Here is a 17,659-nt window from a genome sequence, read left to right as displayed (position 1 = left end):
TTATTACTAATGTTTACCTCATGATGAACGGATCAGGAATTGGTTCAGAGGATGTATTGATCCAAACCACTTTGTCTTGCATATATTCATGAATGGCTTCATATCCACCTTCTCTGCCATAGCCACTTAAACCAGAGCCGCCAATTGCAGCTATTGGTGATATACTACGATATGTATTCACCCACACGATTCCTGCACGGATCGCTTTCGCCACTCGATGGGCTTTTGCAATATCACTCACCCAAATTCCAGCTGCTAATCCGTAATCTGTACTATTTGCTAATTGAATAACCTCAGCTTCGTCTTTAAAAGGAATAACACTTAAGACAGGACCAAAAATTTCTTCTTTGGTAATACGTGACTTGTTATCAGTATGTTCGAAGATAGTAGGTTCAAAGTACCAACCCTTTTCTAATTGTTTAGGCCTTTTTCCACCATGAACAAGTTTGCCCCCTTCACCCAACCCGATAGCCACGTATTTCTCGACACGCTCTAATTGTGCTTGCGTTGCCAATGGCCCCATTTCTGTTTCATTTTGAAATGGATCACCAATTTTGATTTGCGACACACGATCAACGAGTTTTTGCATCACCTTATCGTAAATATCTACATGTAAAAATGCACGAGAACCAGCAACACAACTTTGTCCTGAAGCACCAAAGATTCCTGCTATAATTCCCATCGCTGCATTATCAGGGTTGGCATCCTCAAACACGATATTAGGTGATTTCCCCCCGAGTTCAAGTGATACCTGTGCAAAGTTTTGTGCCGAATTTCTGACAATATGACGAGCAGATTCCGAACCACCAGTAAAGGCAATGCGTCTTACAAGTGGATGTGAGGTAAGCGAGTCACCTACAGGCATTCCAAAGCCCGTAACTACATTGACGACCCCAGGTGGAAATCCTGCTTTCTCTACTAGTTTTACTAATTCTAAAAGAGATGCCGAGGTCATTTCAGAAGGTTTAATAACGATCGTATTCCCTGCAATAAGAGCAGGCGCCAATTTCAATGTTGTTAAATAAAGAGGAGAGTTCCAAGGTGTAATAGCTGCTACTACTCCAAGCGGTTCTTTTAATGTAAAAGCAAACATATCATTTTTATCAATTGGTAAGGTTTTTCCATGAATTTTATCTGCAAGTCCTGCATAGTAATAGAAAAATTCAGGTAAATACTTTACTTGACCACGCATTTCACGAATTAATTTTCCGTTATCAAGTGTTTCAACTTCCGCCAGCTCTTCAGCATGTTCAGCAATCAGCTCTCCAAGCCTTCTAACAAGACGTCCTCGTTCTGTGAATGTCATATTCACCCATCCTGAATGCAAGAAAGTATTATGAGCAGATTGAACAGCACGATCAACATCTTCAGCGTTCCCTTTTGCGACTTGGCACCACGCTTCACCTGTTGCAGGGTTATAGCTATCGAAATATTCACCACTAGCTGATTCTACCCATTCACCATTTATATACATTTGATATTTCTTTAGCTCTGTCATTCTCGCTCCCCCTTATACCGTTAATCCTTTTACCTATCAATAAACAATCGAATCGTATCATTTACAAATTTGGCCCCTTCTATCGGTAACATATGTTTCATATTCGGTACAATAACCATTTCTGACTGGGCAATTTGTTCGTGCATCTGTCTTGCCATTTCGGGATTAGATCCAATATCATCTTCACCTGTAATAATTAAAGTTGGAAGATCGATTTGCTGAAGCTTCGGCCACAACTCTTCATCAGCAGTTGCAAAAAGTGTATACGCTGCTAAATATGACAAAGGTTCATTTGTTTGGAGCCTTGTCCGAATCCTATCCACTGCTACGTTCTGAGTATTTAAGAAATCATGATTAAACCAACGTTGAATGGCTGGTTCAATTGAGACAGTTGGTCCTTGTGCCTTCACTTCTTCAACTCTTGTTAATATGGCTTTTCGCTGTTCTTTCGTACGATTAGCAACAGAACTCATTATTGTTAGCGTTTTCATTTTCTCCTTATATTTCAAGGCAAATGCTTGAGCGACCATGCCACCCATCGAGAAGCCAATAATATGACTTTTCTTCACTTGTAAGTGATTCATTAGTGCTGCTAATTGCTCAACATACTGCGATAGGGAATAAGGTCCTGGAGGATGCTCAGATCCTCCATGCCCTACCATGTCATATACGATGACATGGTAATACTTCGACAAGTCTTCAACTTGCTTTTCCCACATAGCATGATCGAGGCCAACACCATGAATAAGAATGAGTGATTCACCATTTCCCTTTTCTTCATAATGAATCAAATCTTTTTCATGTAATGCTATTGGCATTAAACCAGCCCCATTTCAATCATGTCTTGATGGCGGTTGCCTGTTCTAGGGTGTGGACGTCCTCCTGTAGAAATCCCGATTGCGACAACAATTTCATCCGCGCGAGGTGCATCAGGAATAGTTGCTTCAAATGTTACAAAATGAGAACGTTCAGACTCATCTGTCTTATGTACCATTGGAATCATTACTGCAGATCCTGCACCGCCTCGCTTATTCGTAAAGCTTAATATACTTGTTCCTTTCACAGCGTCTCGGAATTTATTCCCAAATTTTAATGTATGGATAAATGCTGAAGCATGTTCAATTTCCCCATCTACTCCCACAACTGCTGCCTTACCAAACGCTTCTACATCATCAGGTGAACCAATGTGCTTGAATAACTCAGCAACTAAAAGTTCTCCTAATTGCGGTGCATATTCATCAATCTCTGGCTTTAAATTTTCAACATACCCTCTGTCAATCCAAGGATTTTTAATGACTGCCATCGTTGTTATCATCTTGATGGGATTTTCTACTTTCTTATCACCTTCAATACGTGTTTCTTCAACTGCTGTATACACTTTACGAATTTCCAACATTTACATGACCCCCACTTTATTTTTTGTGAATTTTGGCATAACTTCTTCAGTGAACAATTTCAAACTTTTCATCATTTTTTCATGCGGTAAACCATTGTGATTCACCCAAAGTAGTAAAGTTTCTAAATTGAGTTCTTCCTTCAACTCTTGAATTTTTTCTGCTACATAGTCTGGTGTACCAAATAATAAATTCCTTGGAAGCAAGAAATCATAATTCAACTCTTGTCCATCTTTTACTTTTTCCCCTGGATCCATGAGATTACTAAGTCCTCTCCAGTGACAAATCCAGCGATAGTTGTTTAATACTGCTTCTGCAGCATCTTGACGAGCCTGTTCCATTGTTTCAGCTACATATACGTCACGTACCAAAGCGATGTCTTGACCAAGTGGTACATCATAGCCTCTAGATTTGGAAGCCCTTTCACGATATAGTTCAAAACGCCCTTTCAATTCTTTAACAGTCGGCATCCAAAACATGCCTTTTACATTATTTTCTGCCGCCCATTCAATTGAACGCGGTGAATCTATTACTTGCCACAAAGGCAGTGAATCCTGATATGGTCTAGGCATAAGCGAGATTTTATTAATTTCACCTTTTTCCATGTCCATAAAATCCGGAGTTGCTGGGCTCATTGGATGACTCCACTTCAATCCTTTAGGTGGAAATTGATAGATGTCGCCTTCATGTGAAAAGAAACGATTCGACCATGCTTTCTGTAAAATCTCTAACGTTTCTTCAAACAGCGCCCGGTTTTGCTCTTGGTTTTTTGGATCAGCCAATGAGTTAAGATTGGCCGCTTCTCTTCCGTATAATCCTCGAGCTAAACCAACTTCTACACGGCCCTTGCTCAATTGGTCAAGCATGGCAATATCTTCTGCCAAACGAAGCGGGTGCCAGAAGGTTGCAACATTTGCAGCTTGTCCAATCCGGATTCGCTTTGTATGTGCAGCAATATCAGCCCCCATTAAAATCGGGTTAGAAATTAATTCATTCCCTTCATGACCAAAGTGGTGCTCAGTATACCAAATTGAATCATACCCATTTTCATCACAGTAAATAGCTTGTTCACGGGCTTCATCTAGGACCTTGTAATACTCATCGTGTCGTCCTTGTCCAGCCAGGTTGGCGAAGATTCCAAATTTCATAAAACACATACCACCCTTAATTTATTTTTCTTGTCCCTAATTTTTTGGCAATACCCGTTTTAAGCTTAGCTCCACTTGCTCTAACATGTTCTCGCATGAATTTCTCAGCTTCTTCACGGTCACCTTTTTCAATGGCTGCTAAGATTAACTGATGTTCTTTAAGTGATTGTTTAAGACGAACCGGATCTTCAATCGTTACAAAAACATACCGGTTATAAGGTATTTGATTGAGTAGCAAATTTAGCATATTACTTAACTTGGAGTTGTCGGCTCCTTCTAGAATGATAGTATGAAAAATACTATTCGCTTCTACATACTGTTTATTATCTGAAATTTGTATAGCCGTCTCCATGTCAGCAACTGCTGCTTGTAGTTTATTAATTTCTTCAGGACTCCCTTTTTCCGCTAGCAGACCCGCTGCAAGCCCTTCCAAAACTTCTTTTAAAGCAAATAATTCATTTAGTTCCTTTTCAGTAGGTTTTGTTACACATGTTCCTACTCGAGGAATAATTTCGACTAATCCTTCTCTTTCTAATTGTTTTAATGCTTCTCTAATAGGCGTTCTACTTACTTTGTAATACTCTGATAAAACAGCTTCTGATAACTTTTGACCTGGCTCATATTCACCAGTAACAATAGCTTCACGAATTGCGTTAGATACTTGAGCAGTAATGCCTAATGTCAATATAGCTGTGATGAAAAACGCCTCCTCTTAAGTATGTACCATGTACCATACAAGATTGGTTGATAAGGTAAGTATAGATTATTCAAAATTAAACGTCAATTAAAATTTTAGAAAATTTTAATTTTTCTCTTAATCTCCCATTCTTGAATAAAACTATGAAGCGCAGAGTAGTATTCACTAAACTACGAATTAGTTTTAACAACAACATTGTTGCCCTACCAAGCTTCTCCGGATTATCTTCCTTTAGCCTGACAATGAACAACAAGTAATTCTATATTTATTAGGCTATGTTAAAGGTAAAGGTTGATTTATCCAAAAATGGTATTATGACGTCTACCCTACAATAAGTCTCACTCTAATTGGATATTTATGTTAAAATATAAATAAGATTGTGAAAGATTGTACTTAAACTAACGGGGCAGGATAGTGCAAGAAGAATGATATTTCTAAACATGGATATTTTCCTTGTTTGAATATGGGCATTGTGGTAAAAAAAGCACTGCGAACAGCCTTTAAAATATAACTGTTTGCAGTGCATCTTTTTTTCGATTAACTAATATTCCAACGAAACCTTCACTATATCATCATCAAATTTCACATCAATCTGCTGTTCGGAATCATTTAGTATTCCAAAGTTAATGTGATGAACAAGTACGTTTTCTTTAATTAGTCCCTCAAAACGTTGAAGTTTTTCTTTAATATCCTCTGTTGCGAAGATCTTGATCGTTATATACATCTCGACAGGCAAATCTAATTTTTTTCGTGTATCTTGTACTGCTCTAATTAATTCTCTGACTTGACCTTCCTCCACTAGTTGAGGTGTGAGTTTTATATCTAATAACACCCTTAACTGCTGATCACCTGCAATTTCAAAACCAGATGAAACTATATATTCAACGTTTATATGCTCCTTCTTTAATATTACCGTTTGATTCTTTACTTCAATTTGTAGTTGACCATGATCTAGTAATACCTTCTTCTCATTATCAGTTATGTGGTCAACATATTCTTTGATCGAGTTCACCAGTTTACCAAATGCAGCACCTGCTGTTTTAAAATTCAATTTAAAAACATTCGATTCATATTGTGATATATCCTCTGTATAAACAACATCTTTAACATTAAGTTCGTCTTTAATGATTGCTGTATAAGCGCTTAAAAAACGTTCTCCGTTACTGCGCCAAACAATTATTTGCTGTAAAGGCTGCTTAACCTTCATGTTTTTGGCATTACGAATACTACGACCGAGTTCCACTATTTTCAAGATAGTTTGCATATCGGTCTCTAACTCAGAATTGATCATTGAATCGTTAGATTTTGGATAGTCTTGTAAATGAACACTGTCTTTGTGTAACTCCAAATGGATATCTTCTGCCATATAGGGTACAAATGGAGCTAATAAGCGACTGATTGTCGTAAGCGTTTCAAATAATGTTGAGTAAGCTGCTCGTTTATCCTCAGAAAGTCCAGAAGCCCAAAATCGATTTCTTGATCGCCGTACATACCAATTGCTCAATTCATCGACTAATGCTGCAATTTCGCGTGTTGCTTGAGTAAATTGATAGCGATCCATATAGCCATTAACCAGTCTGACTGTACTATTCAGGCGTGAAAGTATCCATTCATCTAGGATTGTTCTCTTACCTGTTTGCTGTCCATCATACACAAAGCTATCTATTTTCGAGTACATCGCATAAAACTTATACGTATTATCCAGCGTGTCAATTAGTTTTGATTTTGCATCTTGCACAATCTTTTTTGAAAAGCGTTTCGGATTCCAAGGTGAACTATCGACTAGGAAGGACCAGCGAAGTGCATCTGCACCGTATTCGCTTATGAGTTCAAGAGGGTCTAATGCATTCCCTTTACTTTTAGACATTTTCTGACCATGCTCATCAAGTACGTGTCCAAGTGACAAGACATTTTTATAAGGTGTTTTACCTGTAAATAGAGTGGAAACAGCGAGTAGGCTGTAGAAAAATCCTCTCGTTTGGTCAATTCCTTCGATGACGACATCAGCAGGGAATTGTGATGAGAATTTTTCGTTATTTCCAAATGGATAGTGATGCTGCGCAAATGGCATCGAGCCACTATCAAACCATACATCAATGACTTCAGGCGTTCGGTGCATGACACTTTTACATTTCGGGCAAGTACACTTTACTTGGTCAATATAGGGCTTATGCAACTCGATATCGTTTGTTACCGGTGTTATCGCTAATTTTTGTAGTTCTTCGATACTGCCAGGTGCTTCTTCATGATGACAATCAGAGCATATCCAAACATTTAAAGGTGTTCCCCAGTATCGATTTCTACTTATATTCCAATCAACCAGATTTTCAAGGAAGTTACCAAAACGCCCATCTTTAATATGCTCTGGATACCAAGCAACAGTTGCGTTGTTCGCAAGCATGTTCTCCTTTAAAGACGACATCTTGATAAACCAGCTATCCGTTGCGTAGTAAAGTAAAGGAGAGTCACATCTCCAACAATGTGGGTAGCTGTGCTCGTATTTTTCCTTATGAAAAAGAGTGTCTTGTTCAGAAAGCATTTTAATGATATCAACATCACAGTCTTTCACAAATCTTCCTGAAAGCTCTACAACGTCAGTTGTGTAACGTCCTTGTTGATCAACAACATTGATAAAGGATAAACCATTTTGCCTAACGGTTTTATAATCATCTTCACCATAAGCAGGAGCAATATGAACAATACCTGTTCCACTAACTTCTGTTACATAATCGGCTAATACGATATGATGTCCGTTCTCAACAGACACGTAATTAAATGGCGGGGCATAATGTACTCCTTCAAATTCTTTGCCACTATGTTCACTTAAGACATTTGCATTTTCACCAAGTACTTTTTCTGCTAATGATTTGGCAACGATATAAACCACATTCCCTTTTTTAACACGCACATACGTTAATACGGGGTTCATCGCTAGTGCAACGTTTGCAGGTAATGTCCAAGGTGTCGTTGTCCAACCTAAGAAATATTCTTCTTCCACATCAAGACGTTTAAATTTTACAGTAGCCGATAAATCTTTTACATCTTTATAGCCTTGTGCTACCTCATGGGAACTTAAAGAAGTTTGACAGCTAGGGCAGTATGGAGATACACGATGACCTTTATATAATAGACGATCCTCATGAACCTTACTTAAAATGTTCCAGACACTTTCAATGTACTCATTGCTTAATGTCATATAAGGACTATCCATATCAACCCAATAACCTAACTCTTCTGTAAATGATCGCCATTTCTTCTCATAGGTGAATACGCTCTCCTTGCATTTATTGATAAACGACTCTACACCATAGCGTTCAATTTCATGTTTTCCGGAAATACCGAGTTGTTTTTCAACACCTAGCTCGACCGGAAGACCATGTGTATCCCAGCCGGCTTTTCTTTCCACTTGAAATCCCTGCATAGTTTTGTACCGTGCCACGACATCTTTAATCGTTCGCCCAAAGGCATGACCTACATGGGGCAGTCCATTTGCCGTTGGTGGTCCTTCGTAAAAAACAAAAGGTACCTTACCTTTTCTTAAATGAACAGATTGTTTAAAAGTATTTTCTTTTGACCAATAATTACGTATTTGTTCCTCACGCTGTACAACTGTTTCTTTACTTTCATTAGAGTTCATAGATATCGCTCCTATAAATTTTTTAAAAAGCACACAAAAACCCCGTCCCATAAAGGGACGGGGTTAACCGCGATACCACCCTAATTCTATTGATCCGATCAATAGCACTTAGCAACGTACAATCATACGTGTTCCTTTTAACGGTAGACGCCCGGTCAGACTTACTAAAAGATTCGGTCTAACTTCTCAGAGAGGATTTTCACGTGACACTCGAACACTGACTTGCACCAAAATGTCAGCTCTCTGTGGATCAAGACGACACGCTACTTTTTCTCATCAACGAATTTGTATGCTTTTATTGGAGTTTATTGTAACAGACAAAAAAACAGTTGTCAAATAGGTCTTGAAATTAGGTTTATGCGATTGAAATATCACAGTAATATGGACTAACTAAAATATATAATGCTTATAATTAGTTGCCATAGTTAAATCGTTTTTGGAGATTATCCATTTAGTATGGCTTTAGTAAAATAACTGAGTTGCCATCCTTGCATTTTTTCTCTTTTTCTAATATTCCGAAAAAAATAGGGGGGCAAATCTTTAATAAGGTTCGCTTTTCTTAATGAACTAATGGGTGCTTGTGCGGCCGAGCCTAGGTCATTAAGAAATCTTGAGTTTTTTTATTTTACTCCGCCAAAAACAGCAAGTTCCATCCACTTAAAATAACAATCCGAGTACTTAAAACCAAGTTCTCTAAGCCAATTAACCTACATATCTACCCTTTCAAGTATATTATCTTCTTTATCAGGGCGGTTGTAATATTTCTTTGCTATTTCTTGTCTGTCTTTTTTTATTATAAATTGAAAAATGGTCAATAAAAAGCTTATCATGCAATTTTTCTATTTCAGGGGTTGAAGAAGCTGTATGCTCAATATTTATGAAAATTAGAATTAGAAAAGCCTATTATCACAAAAGAAACGACAGTATTACCTACGTAACCTGCCGTTTTTATAGCATATCCTTGAAGACTCTTGCTTGTGAGTCTAGTTGATGTGCTGCAGTTCCAATTCCACTAAACTCGTTCCTAGCCTTTTCAATAAGTTCCTGACTATTCATAATACCTAATTGTGATCGCTGTGTGACATCACTTATTTTTTTGATTTCACCTGTAATTCCTTCTATATGAGATTTAACCTCTTGGATAGAGTCCTGTACTCGATTCGCTAGCTTTCGAACCTCACTTGCAACAACATTAAAACTTCTCCCATGTTCACCTGCATGTGCGGCCTCAATTGCTGCATTTAGCGCTAATAGATTCGTTTGTGCCGCTATGTCACGTATCGTTTTTGTAATGTTTTCAATGGAAGTTGCTTGTTGCTTTAGTGATTTTAAAATTCCCAGATTTTCTTTCGATTCAGCCACAAGCTTTTGAGTCACAGAGGATATCTCTTCACTTCTAAATATCCCCTGCTCTGCTCGATTGAGTAATTCAGTAGACATTTGCTGTAACTGTGAGGCCACTTCTATCGTATTGTTTTCCCTATTTGTAATATCTGTTGCTATTTTAACGATAGCTACTACATTTCCAAGAGTATCTAAAACAGGAGTATAGGTAGCTTCAAGCCAAATTAGACGACCCGATTTCGTTACACGTTGAATTTTTTTTTGAAAGATTTTCCCGTTTTGTAAACTTCTCCAAAATGCTTCATATTCTCTACTTTTAACAAATTCATCTGTACAAAATTGTTTGTGTATAAGGTTTGGCATCTCAGAAACGTCATATTCTATTGTTTTCGCAAAGTTATAATTAGCCCACAGCACTCTTCCTTGAGGGTCGAACTCTATCATTGCAAGTGAACTTTCAATTGCTGCTAATACAGCACTTTCATCCAAAACCTGTGTACTTACAGAGAATTTTTTGACTTCCGTTATCGACATATCTTTCCTCTTCTCGTTAAGTTTCCCCCAAAAAGTAAACTTATAACTTTATGAATTTTCACGCTGTTCAGGAGATAACCCCCATAATTATTCCGCAATCTTCCAGTCAGCAGGACAAAATGCCTAGCGTTTTTAAACAACTTTATTATAAATGTAACATCTTTATTTGTAATAAAACACTTTTATTTTCATTCAATAGCAGTACAGTAAAAAAGGGATTGGAATGATCATTAACATTCATACTAAAGAAAAAACGAGATGGGTCTTATGTATAATACATGGATTTATAAACATTTCATCAATACTATGTTCTTCCCTGTGTTAGTTATGGGTGGAACGATAATAATATGAGCTATCTTTAGTTATTTTGTATCTAGAAAACAAAACAGTTTGTAAAGAAATACCCCTATAAGGGATTGGCTCTTGTTCGTCGATATCTTCATATATTTCAGCCTAATAAAAAACACCCGATTATTCGGATGCATCCTTTATTATTCTATGTAAATAGACGGAGTATTCTCGCTGTAAACTGTGTTGAATAGCTTGTATAGTTTTTTAGAAAAGCTTCGCTACCTTGAATCCAACCATTCACAATACTTTTATTTGTCTGTACCTGTCGCTATATTTCCTGGATAGATACATTACTATTTAAATACCGTAAAACAATTTGTATTCTATATTCTGCTGTAAAATTAGCCATAAAAAAACCCGTAAATGTTAGATTGATATCTAACATTTATGGGCAGTTCATATGTGAATTCCACCGCTTTTTGGTGTGTTATTATACTTGCTATTATATTTACTTTTATACCTGCGGGTACCTCAAAAAAGAACGGCTTACAAAAATACCGGGTCCTTTTTTATTTTGGCTCTATTCTTCTTTTAACCGTGTAAGGACGGCCTCTGTAGTTTATTATGAATCCATCTTTAAGGAAGGTTTTGTGTAGAATTGAACTTCCTGCGGTAGTTAAATAGATTGAATAATTGACAATTAAGATCGCCATTTCGTCTATGTCCGACGCATATATGCACGCACCGTGATTGGTGCAAAAATCGCTACAATGATAGCAGCTCCAATGAGGGAGAGGGAGAGGTCCCATCCTACGGTGCCAGAGTTAGTAAGATCTCTGACGGCAGTGACGAGGTGCGAGATCGGGTTGATCTTCACAAACCACTGGAGCCATTCGGGCAAGGTCTCGGCCGGCACAAAAGCATTGGAGAGAAACGTGAGCGGGAACAGTACAATCATCGAGATCCCCTGTACGCTTGAAGCAGTACGTGCAATTACACCGAAGAAGGCAAAGATCCAGCTGATGGCCCAGGAACACACAATTACAAGAAGTGCGGCGATGGCGACGTGTCCCAGACCTCCGTCGGGCCGATAGCCCATGATATATCCCATGGTGAAAGTAAGCACAGCCGCAATTGTATACCGGATGGTGTCTGCCAACAAGGCCCCCGCCAACGGAGCAATACGCGCGATAGGCAGTGACTTGAATCGGTCGAACACGCCCTTATCCATATCCTCTCGCAGTTGGACGCCGGTGACGATTGAGGTCGTGATTACGGTCTGCACGAGGATACCAGGAATGATGACGGGTAAATAGTTTTGCACGTTTCCGGAGATGGCCCCGCCAAAAATGTAGGTAAACATCAGGGTAAAGATGATAGGTTGGAGCGTGACGTCGAACAATTGCTCAGGAGTCCGCCTAATCTTCAGCAGGCCTCGATAGGCCATCGTTAACGAATTGCTTACCGATTGGCTGAAGCTCGTTTTGTTTCGCAGTTGACGCTCAGCAACATGCTTAATATAACTACTTTTCATACGATTACCTCCCTTACTTTGTCGGATTCATCGGATGCCTTAGATGCGTCTTCCTTAACACCATGGCCGGTGATGGTCAGAAATACCTCGTCTAGAGTCGGTTTCTGTACACTCAACTCGGCCAGTTGGATCCCCGCATCGCGGAGGGCGATAAGTAGATCAGTGACTCGGTCGGCATCTGCCATCGGGGCAGTAATCTTCCCGACTTCCGATGAAACTGTTGACTGGACCTTGAGTACCTGTTCAACGGTCTGACGGGCGACTTGAATGTCCATTGGATTTTGGATGCTCAGTTGCAATGATGAGGTACCAACTGACGCTTTTAGTTCATTCACGGTACCCTCCGCGACAACTCGCCCATGATCGATAACCGCGATCCGGTCGGCCAATTCATCTGCCTCTTGAAGGTACTGCGTTGTTAACAGTACGGTTGAGCCCGTCTTTACCAATCGGCGGATCGTATCCCACATTTGATTACGTGTTCGCGGATCTAGCCCGGTCGTCGGTTCATCCAAGAAGATCAGCGGTGGCTGTGCAATGAGACTTGCTGCCAGATCCAACCGGCGACGCATACCGCCGGAGAAATTTTTCAATGGACGCTTCGCGGCTTCCGTTAAACTAAATTCCTCCAACAAATCCGCTGCCTTACGCCGTGCCTCTGCACGCCCCAACCCTAGCAATCGAGAGAAGATGACCAGATTCTCGGTAGCGCTGAGTGACTCATCGACAGAGGCATACTGACCAGTCACCCCAATCAATTGACGTACGATCTGCGACTCCTTCACCACATCGTGTCCGAAAATGCGCGCCGAACCTGCGTCCGGTCGTAGTAAGGTCGCCAGCATTCTGATCGTGGTAGTTTTGCCTGCCCCATTCGGACCAAGAACGCCGTAGATCGTGCCGGCACGCACGTTCAGATTTACACCGTCAACCGCACGATTATCGCCAAAAGTTTTAACGAGTCCACGCGCTTCAACGGCCCAATCACCATTGTTTGGATTTGCTTCCCTTCTGTTTACATTACTCATTTTTATTCCTCCCTTTCCCTATTACCATAATTTGTATTATTATTTTAAGATTGTACTCACGTCGGGGTATTCCTTCCTTCTTAAGGCTGATTTTTCAAGTACTCCTTCTCACCCCAAGACGTTTGACTGCATATTTCTATACAACTGTTCATCTAGGTATCATAAACCACATTTATGAACTGAATATGAAATATGAGGATTGTTGTATTTGAAAGTATACGCTCATTTGAAAGCTAGAAGTCTATCAAACGAAAGTGAATGTGTGAATATTCATTTTATTAAATAAGATTTTCTACAACTTTTAATCCTTCAATAAATGCCTTGCCGATGATCATGCCATTGTGAAATCCATTATCAAAAGACAATTAAATGGACAAAAAGAGGATGATTCACAAATAGTGAAGTAGTCCCGTCTCCATCTAAATCAGTATTGCTAAAAAATACAAAATAAGTTTATTTATCTCTTATACACGGTGCAATGTAGACAATTCCATCAGGGAGATATAAACACAAAAGGGAATCAACCAAACAAAGCTTGATATAGTCAACGACTCCTCTTTTCTCATAGTACATTTACTGAATATTTCGGAGCACATGACCTTATAAGGATATCTTCTTGTGATCAGTGTGTTAAGCTCGCGTTTTATTGTGATTTTTCGGTTTGCTCTAAAGGCATCGTTGTAAGAAATACTGTTTCTTTACCAAGCTTACTTTGGACAGAGATGGTGCCATGATGTATATCTACGATTTTTTTCACAATTGAAAGCCCTAAGCCGCTTCCACCATTCGATACTGTTCTCGATAGATCAGCTTTAAAGAAACGTTCAAAAATATGCTTTTGATCCTCCTCTGACATCCCAATTCCAGTATCAGTAATGGAAGTAGTCACGGTATCCTTTTGTTTGGTTATATGAATACGAATCGTTCCTCCATTCGGCGTAAACTTAATACTGTTACTAAGTAGGTTCATCCATACCTGATTCATCAAATCTTCATCAGCAACTAATGTAACATTTTCCAATTGAATGTCCATTTCAATATTTTTACTTAACCAGCTTGGTTCACAAGCTAAGACAACGCTACGTAATTGCTTATCTAGCCGATACTGCTTCGGTTCAAATGGGTGATGCTGTGACTCTAATGATGTTAGCTTCAGTAAATTATCACTGATCTTTGATAATCGATTGCTCTCCATCTCAATGATCGTTAAATAACGAAATCGTTTTTCATCCGTCAAGTTCATATTTTTCAAAGCTTTGGCAAATCCGTTAATGGATGTTAGCGGAGATTGAATTTCATGAGAAACATTGGAAATAAACTCTTGACGCATTTTCTCCATTTCACCTAATTCAATCGCCATATCGTTTATCCCACTAATCAGCTTTCCAAATTGATCTTCTCCATTTGCTTTAACGTCTAACTTTACGTTAAAATCACCTTTTGCAATTTGTCGTAAAGCATCTACAATCGTATCCCAATAGTACCGCTGTCTTTTTGATCCTATTATAAAAGTCACAACGGCTGTACATCCAAAGAGAAAAAATACACATAAAACAGTATTAAGTTGTTGCCAAAAACCTTTGGGATGCTTACCTATCCAATCGTAAAGAAAAGAGGTTATGTGAAATGAAAGAAAAGCAAAAAGTGTGTTGACTAAAAAGAAAAGCGTAAGTACGGCTATAATTTTTTTGGTGTACTTCCATTTCTTCATTACCCAAGCTCCAATCGGTAACCAAGTCCTCGAATAGTGCGTATTGTAAACGCACTTTTTTCTTCCGGAAATCGTTCACGAAGTCTTTTAATATGAACATCTACAGTACGCTCATCCCCTTCATAATCAAATCCCCAAATTTCTTCGATTAATTGCTCACGTGAGAATGTTTTCCCAGGATAACTCGCTAATGTAAATAATAAATCAAATTCCTTCAATCGTAGCGTAATACTCTCTCCCTTATACACGAGCTCGTACGTGTTGCGGTTCATCAAGACGTTACCTACTTCCACTGTTTTAGACAAGGAAATACGGTACCGCTTTAGAATAGATTTAACTCGTACGATTAATTCGGCTGGTTCAAAAGGTTTTACAAGATAATCATCTGTACCTAGATTAAATCCCTTTACCTTTTGAGCAGTTTCCCCTTTTGCAGTCAGCATCAGAATCGGCAAATCATTGTAAAACTTTCGTACTTCTTGGCATAACTCCCATCCATCCATGTTCGGCATCATAATATCCATAATCACCATATCAATTTTTTCAGACCCCAGCTTAGACAGTGCATCAACTCCATCCACCGCCTCAAGTATGTCTAAACCCTCATTTTGTAAAAATACTTTTACTAACTCTCTAATATGTTCATCATCGTCCACAACTAATAGTTTTGTCATGACAACAAATCCTTTCACTCATTCTCTTGAATACGTAATAGTTGTTGTGCAAACTCTCTATACATCTCATGCAATTGGCATAATCAAGCATTAAAATTGGGAGATAACGTAATAATGTTCTAGTGACGACAATTCGTTGTCGCTGGCCACCGAAAAGCTTGATTCCCCGTTCTCCTTCTTCCGTATCAAACATATTTGGAAGCTCATAATTAAATTGATCAGCTTACGCGGTTTTTACGACTCTCTCAAGCTCTGTATCTTCAACTTTCGTTGCAATCTCATAACAAATTTTATCTCTTATCGTTCCAAATATGAGAGCACTTTCCTGATCGACGTTCCAATATGAACCCTCCAAGAATGTAAGGAAAACGTATTAATAGGTGTATTTCCAAGTGTAATACCTCCTTTTGTAGGTTGATAGTACCGTTCTAAGAGTGAAAATGTGGTTGTCTTCTCACCGCCACCTCAGTCCAACAATAGTTGTTATTTTACCTGATTCAATGGTAAAATCAATGTCAGATAAATCGGTTCCTTTATATGAAAAGTCTACGAGACGTACATGAATATGTTCCGTTACAGACTCCAAATTTTTACCGATACATACATCTTCTTCGATCTCAAGCACGGTACTAATTCGTTCCGCCTCTCCTATTTTTTCAATTTCATAAAGAATATCGTTAATTAAGTCATTGAAATAATAATTTTATAGAAAACAAATGCAACCCGGTTTAACAAATCAATAGAAGGTTCACTAGCTATTACTTATGCGATAAAAGCGATCACTAACATAATAATTATGTAACTATAAGGAAAAAACCTCCGCTTTGTTATGAATAATGGATTGATAAACCCTGCTCCAGTTATCACCAGACTCATACAAAGTGCAATGATTAACACTAGCTTAGCTGGTTCCGTTTTTTTATTAGCTAAACAAATTGTAGTCAATGCTTTAGTTTATCGCTTTTTTCATTGATCATGTTCCTCCCTACATTTTCCCTAACAGCGTTCTAAGCAATCTAACAATAGTTACTTTATCATTTCTTTATGAACTGAATATGAAATGATAAACAATTAATTTATCTAAGCGGAACAGGCATGGTAGTGATATGTATTAGTACCAAATAATCGTCCCTTAGTCTCGATATTGAAAATGAAAAACGAGGAGGTTGTGTTTATCCACCTAACAACCTTATCGATGATTACTTCTCCACATCCATCACTTTCTTTAAATAAAACGTCCTCTGTTTTAATTTTGGTTGAATATTTGCTTTTGCTAATTGTATCGGGGGAAATCGTCCAGCAAACAGCAGGACAAGTATGACTAACTTTTTCACGATTTTACGCCACCTTTGGATGTAAGTATTGTAGGTATTTTCCCCTTAGATTAAAACTACATTCAAAATAACATCTGCAAACCATTCAGATTCCTATATAAAAAACTCACCATAACCTCCGTTGTTCATACAGATATGTAAGGGTTTGAAGTTATCGCTCCCTGTTCACACCGTACGTGCTATTTTCATCGCATACGGCGTTCCAACTATTCCAACTCTTCGGTTATTTTGACACTGTTTTCTAAGGTCGATGACCATTTCTTTCTGTTTTTGTTTAGTTGTAAATTGCTTAGTACATCATTATAAACAAAACTAAAAAATTAGCATTCGAACAGCATTTTCACCCCAATCATTTAGTAGGTAAATAAAAATGGCTACTCATAAAGGGCAGCCATTATTGATGAAGGGTAACCCATTATATGCCCTCATGCCTGCCCGTTCATCTCACGAGACAGTTCATGATTGAATTATCTATCCCTGCAGGAAACAAACTACAAATAATCAACCCTTTATAAACAATCAAGCTTTTTTTCAAATTCATATCTATTGAAAAAAATAGAAAGGATGCATATTTAAATAGAAAATACTCTGGAGAGTAACTCATCCCCAGAGTATTTTTACACTATCATAACTATTGCTGGTTAACAGCTTCTTTTAATTCCTTACCTGGTTTAAAAGCAGGAACTTTGGAGGCTTCAATTTGTATTTCTTCTCCTGTTTGTGGGTTTCTACCCGTTCGAGCTGCTCGATCGCGCACTTCAAACGTACCAAATCCAACCAATTGTATTTTCTCTTCTTTATTATCCAATTTAAAGTGCATGTCCTGAAAATATGA

General features: G+C 38.4%; 12 protein-coding genes, 1 pseudogene and 1 other annotated feature. All 13 genes and pseudogenes read right to left on the bottom strand.

Features of this window, described 5'->3' with window-relative positions; genetic code table 11:
• Nucleotides 1-13: 13 nt before the first annotated feature.
• Nucleotides 14-1,498 carry an aldehyde dehydrogenase gene (locus AC625_RS11450; protein WP_049681399.1) on the bottom strand — a complete coding sequence of 495 codons (1,485 nt, stop codon included), beginning with the start codon at nt 1,496-1,498 and terminating at the stop codon, nt 14-16.
• A 29-nt stretch (nt 1,499-1,527) separates the two neighbouring features.
• Nucleotides 1,528-2,316, bottom strand: a complete 789-nt coding sequence (locus AC625_RS11445; protein WP_049681398.1) for an alpha/beta fold hydrolase — start codon at nt 2,314-2,316, stop codon at nt 1,528-1,530.
• Entirely contained in the window at nt 2,316-2,894 is a 579-nt protein-coding gene (locus AC625_RS11440; RefSeq protein ID WP_049681397.1) for an amino acid synthesis family protein, read from the bottom strand. Before AC625_RS11440 ends, AC625_RS11445 begins: the two co-directional genes overlap by 1 nt.
• Nucleotides 2,895-4,040, bottom strand: coding sequence for an LLM class flavin-dependent oxidoreductase (locus tag AC625_RS11435; protein ID WP_049681396.1), 1,146 nt, complete (start codon nt 4,038-4,040; stop codon nt 2,895-2,897).
• Nucleotides 4,041-4,056: 16 nt separating this feature from the next.
• The gene (locus AC625_RS11430) at nt 4,057-4,725 is read right to left on the bottom strand and encodes a GntR family transcriptional regulator (RefSeq protein ID WP_245644987.1); all 669 of its coding nucleotides are present in this window, start codon (nt 4,723-4,725) and stop codon (nt 4,057-4,059) included.
• Between the two features lie 553 nt (nt 4,726-5,278).
• On the bottom strand, nt 5,279-8,374 hold the full coding sequence (ileS, locus tag AC625_RS11425; protein ID WP_049681394.1) for an isoleucine--tRNA ligase: 3,096 nt from the start codon (nt 8,372-8,374) through the stop codon (nt 5,279-5,281).
• Nucleotides 8,375-8,424: 50 nt separating this feature from the next.
• Nucleotides 8,425-8,663 (bottom strand) — a binding site (T-box leader).
• A 659-nt stretch (nt 8,664-9,322) separates the two neighbouring features.
• Nucleotides 9,323-10,252 (bottom strand): methyl-accepting chemotaxis protein, encoded by a 930-nt coding sequence (locus AC625_RS11420; RefSeq protein ID WP_049681393.1) that lies wholly within the window; start codon nt 10,250-10,252, stop codon nt 9,323-9,325.
• Nucleotides 10,253-11,261: 1,009 nt separating this feature from the next.
• Complete coding sequence (locus AC625_RS11415) at nt 11,262-12,077, bottom strand: ABC transporter permease (protein ID WP_049681392.1); 816 nt, start codon at nt 12,075-12,077, stop codon at nt 11,262-11,264.
• Nucleotides 12,074-13,105, bottom strand: coding sequence for an ATP-binding cassette domain-containing protein (locus AC625_RS11410; protein ID WP_049681391.1), 1,032 nt, complete (start codon nt 13,103-13,105; stop codon nt 12,074-12,076). Before AC625_RS11410 ends, AC625_RS11415 begins: the two co-directional genes overlap by 4 nt.
• A 643-nt stretch (nt 13,106-13,748) precedes the next feature.
• Nucleotides 13,749-14,816, bottom strand: a complete 1,068-nt coding sequence (locus AC625_RS11405; RefSeq protein ID WP_053178079.1) for a HAMP domain-containing sensor histidine kinase — start codon at nt 14,814-14,816, stop codon at nt 13,749-13,751.
• A complete protein-coding gene (locus AC625_RS11400) occupies nt 14,816-15,490 on the bottom strand; it encodes a response regulator transcription factor (RefSeq protein WP_049683699.1) in 675 nt (224 codons plus the stop codon). The genes AC625_RS11405 and AC625_RS11400 overlap by 1 nt, the downstream gene beginning before the upstream one ends.
• 1,199 nt (nt 15,491-16,689) lie before the next feature.
• Complete coding sequence (locus AC625_RS28195) at nt 16,690-16,824, bottom strand: hypothetical protein (protein ID WP_281177228.1); 135 nt, start codon at nt 16,822-16,824, stop codon at nt 16,690-16,692.
• Nucleotides 16,825-17,455: 631 nt separating this feature from the next.
• A pseudogene (locus AC625_RS11395) lies at nt 17,456-17,617 on the bottom strand (HU family DNA-binding protein); the annotation flags it as partial.
• Nucleotides 17,618-17,659: the final 42 nt, after the last annotated feature.

This window comes from Peribacillus loiseleuriae, assembly GCF_001183985.1.
GTDB lineage: Bacteria > Bacillota > Bacilli > Bacillales > DSM-1321 > Peribacillus > Peribacillus loiseleuriae.
Note: the sequence above shows the minus strand (reverse complement) of the source record. Positions and strands in the feature narration are given on the sequence as shown.

Coding starts and splice junctions, on each gene's coding strand:
- AC625_RS11400 (WP_049683699.1), bottom strand. CDS start 15,490: ATGACAAAACTATTAGTTGTGGACGATGATGAACATATTAGAGAGTTA.
- AC625_RS11405 (WP_053178079.1), bottom strand. CDS start 14,816: ATGAAGAAATGGAAGTACACCAAAAAAATTATAGCCGTACTTACGCTT.
- AC625_RS11440 (WP_049681397.1), bottom strand. CDS start 2,894: ATGTTGGAAATTCGTAAAGTGTATACAGCAGTTGAAGAAACACGTATT.
- AC625_RS11415 (WP_049681392.1), bottom strand. CDS start 12,077: ATGAAAAGTAGTTATATTAAGCATGTTGCTGAGCGTCAACTGCGAAAC.
- AC625_RS11445 (WP_049681398.1), bottom strand. CDS start 2,316: ATGCCAATAGCATTACATGAAAAAGATTTGATTCATTATGAAGAAAAG.
- AC625_RS11435 (WP_049681396.1), bottom strand. CDS start 4,040: ATGAAATTTGGAATCTTCGCCAACCTGGCTGGACAAGGACGACACGAT.
- AC625_RS11410 (WP_049681391.1), bottom strand. CDS start 13,105: ATGAGTAATGTAAACAGAAGGGAAGCAAATCCAAACAATGGTGATTGG.
- ileS (WP_049681394.1), bottom strand. CDS start 8,374: ATGAACTCTAATGAAAGTAAAGAAACAGTTGTACAGCGTGAGGAACAA.
- AC625_RS11450 (WP_049681399.1), bottom strand. CDS start 1,498: ATGACAGAGCTAAAGAAATATCAAATGTATATAAATGGTGAATGGGTA.
- AC625_RS11420 (WP_049681393.1), bottom strand. CDS start 10,252: ATGTCGATAACGGAAGTCAAAAAATTCTCTGTAAGTACACAGGTTTTG.